Annotated in this window: 5 protein-coding genes; 4 read left to right on the top strand and 1 reads right to left on the bottom strand. The window is 64.8% G+C overall.

What is annotated here, in order from left to right; all coding sequences use genetic code 11:
- Positions 1 to 393: aldo/keto reductase (locus tag ACFQEU_RS11885; protein ID WP_379782397.1), on the bottom strand; the 393-nt coding region annotated here is incomplete at its 3' end.
- Between the two features lie 107 nt (positions 394 to 500).
- Here ACFQEU_RS11885 and dacZ point away from each other — a divergent pair.
- The 4 genes from dacZ to ACFQEU_RS11865 all read left to right on the top strand — a co-directional run bounded on the left by dacZ (position 501) and on the right by ACFQEU_RS11865 (position 4132).
- Positions 501 to 1325 carry a diadenylate cyclase DacZ gene (gene dacZ / locus ACFQEU_RS11880; RefSeq protein WP_379782395.1) on the top strand — a complete coding sequence of 275 codons (825 nt, stop codon included), beginning with the start codon at positions 501 to 503 and terminating at the stop codon, positions 1323 to 1325.
- Positions 1325 to 2143 carry a mechanosensitive ion channel family protein gene (locus ACFQEU_RS11875; RefSeq protein ID WP_379782393.1) on the top strand — a complete coding sequence of 273 codons (819 nt, stop codon included), beginning with the start codon at positions 1325 to 1327 and terminating at the stop codon, positions 2141 to 2143. The genes dacZ and ACFQEU_RS11875 overlap by 1 nt, the downstream gene beginning before the upstream one ends.
- Before the next feature lie 131 nt (positions 2144 to 2274).
- Positions 2275 to 2937 (top strand): GNAT family N-acetyltransferase, encoded by a 663-nt coding sequence (locus ACFQEU_RS11870; RefSeq protein WP_379782391.1) that lies wholly within the window; start codon positions 2275 to 2277, stop codon positions 2935 to 2937.
- A gap of 355 nt (positions 2938 to 3292) precedes the next feature.
- Positions 3293 to 4132: an ABC transporter permease gene (locus tag ACFQEU_RS11865; RefSeq protein WP_379782389.1), complete on the top strand. Its 840-nt coding sequence runs from the start codon at positions 3293 to 3295 to the stop codon at positions 4130 to 4132.
- Positions 4133 to 4537: the final 405 nt, after the last annotated feature.

The following is a 4537-nucleotide window of genomic DNA, read 5'->3' as shown; positions in this document are numbered from 1 at the left end:
GAGCCCGCGGTCGACGAAGCGCTCGCGAACGTAGCGAGCGGGGTCGTCCGGGCGCTCGCCGTCGAACGGGAGGAACCCGCCCTTCGTCGCCACCACGACCGCCTCGCGATCGACGACATCGTCGGCGACCGCCTCACGGAGCGCCTCGCCGACGACACGTTCGGAGCGGCCACACCGGTAGTTCACGGCGGTGTCGAGGTGGTTCACCCCCGACGCGAGCGCGAGCCGAACGACCGCGCGGTACGCGTCGTCGACCTCGGGTGTCGGCTCGCCGAAGTACGTGCCGAGGCCGACGCTGGAGGCCACGCCCGCGCCGAACCGGCGGAAGTACGTCCGGCCGAACGCGTCGCCGAAGCGATCGCGGTACGCCCACAGGGCGTCACGGGTCGACATCTCGTCGGAACGACGGGCGTGACGCATATAAGCGACGCGCGACCGCGTCGGACGCACGTATGACGCGTCACAACGATTATACGTCGAGCGGGTGTCCTATCCGGTCGATGGCGTCACTCACCGACCACTTGGCCGACCTCGTCGCGGACGCCGATGCGGTGATCCTGTTCTCGCCGACCGCCTCGTTCCACGACCGGTTCACCGATGTCGACGACGGCGACGACGACACTGACATCATCGTCGCCGCGCCCGACGACGACGTCGGCGCGGAGCGGTTCGTCGAGCTGCCGTTACCGTTCCGCGACGTTCGCGATCGGATCCGGTTCGGGATCGAGGGTGCGATGGACGCCGACCTGCTCACGGAAGGCGACGAGGTCGTCTGCGTCGTCTCCGTCTTCGAGGGGGAATCGGACGCGGTCGTCCGGGTAACTGTCGACGAGACCGCAGAATCCGGCATCTACGATTTGTTCGTCGACTCCCGTGCCGACCCCGGCGTGATCCGCGACGTGTTCGAGGTCGCGATCGAGCTGGGCAAGAAGGGACAGAAGGGGAAGCCGGTGGGCGCGCTGTTCGTCGTCGGCGACGCGGGCAAGGTGATGAACAAATCGCGCGCCCTCTCGTACAACCCGTTCGAGAAGTCACACGTCCACGTCGGCGACCCGATCGTGAACGTCATGCTCAAGGAGTTCTCGCGGCTGGACGGCGCGTTCGTCGTCTCCGACTCCGGAAAGATCGTGTCGGCGTACCGCTACCTCGAACCGGCCGCCGAGGGCGTCGACATCCCGAAAGGGCTCGGCGCGCGCCACATGGCCGGCGGCGCGATCACTCGAGACACCAACGCGACCGCGATCGTCTTATCGGAGTCCGACGGGCTGGTTCGGGCGTTTAAAGGCGGACGGCTGGTACTGGAGATCGATCCGGAGGAGTACTGATGTCGGTCGTGTCCGTGTCCGCTTCGGTGGGAACCGCCGTTACACAGACGCCCGCCGAACTGCTGAATGCGGTCCCCGACCGAGTCTGGCTGGCGCTCGCGGTCCTCGTCGTCGGGACCGTCCTCGCGTACGTCGTCGGCGCGGTCAATCGTCGACTCCTCCGGCGGGCCGGGGTTCCGGAGGCGATCGAAGGGACCGCGTTCGAGCGCACCGCTCGAGAGTTCGGGACGTCGACGGTGCGGATCGTCGCGAAGCTGTCGACGTACTTCATCCTCGCCGTGACGATCATCGTCGCGTTCAGCGTTTCCGAGGTCGAGTTCGCCGACGTCTTCTGGGCCGACCTCGCCGCGTTCGTCCCACGCCTGTTCGTCGCCGTCATCGTCGTCATCATCGGCGTCGTCGTCGGCGACAAGGCCGAGCTACTCGTCGCCGAGCGCTTCAGGGAGATCAAACTCCCCGAGATCACCGTGATCCCGACGCTCGTGAAGTACAGCGTCGTCTACGTCGCCGCGCTCATCGCGCTCGCGCAGGTCGGTGTCCAGACGCTCGCGCTCGTCGTGCTGCTCGGCGCGTACGCGCTCGCGCTGGTGGTGTTGACCGCGCTGGCGACGAAGGACCTGTTGGCGGCCGCCGCCGCCGGCGTGTTCCTCCTCCTGCGCCAGCCGTACGGGATCGGCGACGAGGTTCGGGTGGCCGGCCAGCGGGGGATCGTTCAGGAGGTCGACCTGTTCGTCACCCACATCGAGACCGACGACGGCGAGCACGTCCTCCCGAACCACGCCGTCTTCCGTGACGGGATCGTGCTGGTCCGGGAGTAGCGTGGCTCCGGCCCCCGACCCGGGAACGGCTCAGTGTCCACCGGACCGCCCGGACGCCTGGTGCCGGCGGCGTTCCCACCGAGTGAACACAGTTGTCAGGGTATAACACGACACGACCCCGATGGCCGAACATGGAGACCGACACGACCGGTGTCGCCTGCGACGGCTGGGACGGGAATCAGTGTGAGGGAACGGTTCACTGCCCGCCGCGATGCCCTCGGTTCGTCGATAAACACGGGGCACGGTGGACCGTCCGGTTCGCCGGACCGAACGACATCGACCGTCTCCTCGGTATGTACGAGTCCTTCGGCACCGCGGAGCGAGCACAGGGGATTCCGCCCGCGGACTACGACCGCCGCGTCGACTGGGTAACGGGCCTGCTCGCCGACGGAAGCAACGTGGTCGCCGAACGAGACGGCCAGATCCGGGGTCACGCCGTTTACACTCCCACGGACGCTGATCGCCCGGAGATCGCGGTGTTCGTCCACCCCGCGGTGCAGGGACGGGGCGTCGGAACCGAGCTCTGCCGACAGCTGGTCGCCGACGCCGCGGCCGCGGACCGTGAGGCGCTCGTGTTACACGTCGAGACCGGGAACCGCGTCGCGCGGAACGTGTATCACGAGGTCGGTTTCCGGACGGTCGAGCGGCACGGCGACCTTCGGATGGAACTCCCTCTCGACGACCCGGTCGCGACCGAGGTGCGCTGGCCGCCGGTCGTCCGTGAAGGTCCCGTCGAACCGCCGAGCGAGACGGCCCCGAAAGGGTCCGCCCTCCGACCGAGCGCGGACGACTGACCCGTCACTCGTTCGTTTCGTCCGACCTCGTCTCCCCGGGAACGTCGCGTCCGGTTTCCGCGGAATCGGGATCATAGTCCCGACTGAAATAGGTGTGTAGCGCCATCTTCGTACCGATGTACGATCTCACGACGATGAGCACAAATCCGGATACGGTACCGAGGATGAGGTCGAGGACCTTGGCCCGAGATGGTGCTAACACCCGAACAAGGTAGCTATTTTTGGTGTTATTATCTCCGTCTGGGTTCTCCGTTAGTGAGAGGATTCGGCGGCCGTGCCGAACACAGGGAACCGAGGGCAAACCGGGGCCAGCGGCTCTCAAGGTTTATTGACAACCCGGGCACTTATTCGACAAATGTCCCTCCCTGCGGTCGTCAGAAAAGACTTCAACGACTCGCTCCGTTCGGGATCGTTCCTCGCTACCACGCTGTTGTTCGTCGTCGTCTCCGGACTCTGGGCGGCGATTCAGCACGTCCCGCAGATGTACGCCCATAGCGATGTTCCGACCAGCACGCTGGCACTGCTCAACAGTATGGGTCAGCCGATGGCTTTCTTTGTCCCGATGCTGGGGTTGGGGATCTCATACGGGGCCATCGCCGGTGAGCGCGACAGCGGGAGCATCAAGCTCACGCTCGGCTTACCGAACTCACGCCGTGATGTCGTTTTCGGGAAGTTCATCGGCCGGTGTGCCGTTTTGACTATCGCGATCCTCAGTGGCTACGCCGTCGTTGCCGTCTTCGCACTGTCGACTTACGAGTCCTTCGCGGCCGTCCCGTTTGTCCTCTACACCGTATTGACGGTCTTCTACGGTGCGGTCTACGTCGCAATCGGTATCGGGTTCTCGTCGCTGATGCGGTCTCAGCAGACGGCGTTTATCGGTGCGGCGGGCCTCTACGTCGTCTTTCAGTTAGGCTGGGATATCGTGACGGCAATTCTACAGACGATCGCTGTCGGCTACACGCCCCCAGATTCCGGCGCCCCTCCTTGGCTGATCGTTGTCCACGCACTCAACCCGACGGCAGCAGTCGACTACGCGACGCGAGCGATAATTCCCACGTTCGACGAGCTACTATCGTACCCGGTATCGGCCTCATTCTCCCTCCCGACGTGGGCTGGGTTCGCCATTCTCGCGGCCTGGCTCGTGCTACCACTCGGACTTGGCTATCTCCGGTTCCAGTCGACAGATATTCTGTGAGCGCCGTGGGAGTCACCGTCGTACTGGAGAGATATCCTCGGAGTCCGAGTTGAGAGGCTCTCGTGACCGGTTCACGCCTAGATTCAGTGTCTGGCTCCTCGCCGTGCCTGCGGATTTGGCCCTGTTAACACTGTCTGTGTCAGGTACAAGTGGTATGAACAGCCGATAGGTGAACACTGTTTGTTGAGAGATGCCGGGAGTGGGTATAACACGTTTGTGGAGTGGTAGTTTATAAGCGATAGAGTGGTGTTGCTGTCGGCTGTTTATATGCGATAGAGTGGTGTTGCGGTGACGGCCTCCAAAGCCCCGGCCGCTGCGGGCTGCGCACGCTCGCTGCGCTCCTCACTCGGTCGCTCACGGTGTTCGCTCCCTCGTTGCGGTGCTTGTGTCGCCTGCGCAGCCCGC

The sequence above is a fragment of the Halorubrum tibetense genome, from assembly GCF_042661865.1.
Classification (GTDB): domain Archaea; phylum Halobacteriota; class Halobacteria; order Halobacteriales; family Haloferacaceae; genus Halorubrum; species Halorubrum tibetense.
This window is presented reverse-complemented; position numbering and strand designations above follow the sequence as displayed.